Source organism: Mesorhizobium sp. M7A.F.Ca.CA.004.12.1.1 (assembly GCF_003997835.1).
GTDB lineage: Bacteria > Pseudomonadota > Alphaproteobacteria > Rhizobiales > Rhizobiaceae > Mesorhizobium.
The window spans coordinates 1-737 of the sequence record NZ_RZRK01001385.1 but is presented as its reverse complement, the minus strand read 5'-3'; the positions used below and the strand labels follow the sequence as shown (position 1 = coordinate 737).

1 pseudogene is annotated in these 737 nt (G+C 57.3%); it reads left to right on the top strand.

Annotated features, from left to right (window positions below):
* Positions 1–232: 232 nt before the first annotated feature.
* Positions 233–737, top strand: a pseudogene (locus tag EN984_RS36560) (isocitrate lyase); the annotation flags it as partial.

Sequence of the window (737 nt, the reverse complement as noted above, 5' to 3'; positions counted from 1 at the left end):
GCCACGGACTGTCCTTTACAGCATTTACACGAATTTCTGGGCTCGGTCCTTTTACAATAATGACAAATTTACAACGCACCTCTGTCAAACGCAACACAGGTTTTCTCTTATATTCCGTCGGTTTCCCTGATTTTTGTGGCTGATGTCGCGCAGAAATGTAAATCCAGTCATAACCCAACGACCCCAAATTCTTGAAGCCTTGACACAGTTCAGCAATTCCTCGGAGTGACCAATGACTGATTTTTACAACCTCGTGCCATCGGCCCCGGAAGGTCGTTTCGACGGTATCGAACGGCCCTACTCCGCGGCGGATGTGAAGCGTCTGCGCGGTTCGGTGCAGATCCGTCAGAGCCTCGCCGAAATGGGTGCCAACCGGCTGTGGAAGCTCATCCATGAGGAGGACTTCGTCAACGCGCTCGGTGCCATGTCCGGCAATCAGGCGATGCAGCAGGTGCGCGCCGGGCTGAAAGCGATCTACCTGTCGGGCTGGCAGGTTGCCGCCGACGCCAACACGGCTGGCGCGATGTATCCGGACCAGTCGCTCTATCCGGCCAATGCAGCGCCCGAACTGGTCAAGCGCATCAACCGGACGCTGCAGCGCGCCGACCAGATCGAAACGTCCGAAGGCAACGGGCTTTCGGTCGAGACATGGTTCGCGCCAATCGTCGCCGACGCGGAAGCCGGTTTCGGCGGACCGCTCAACGCCTTCGAAATCATGAAGTCCTTCATCGAGGCGG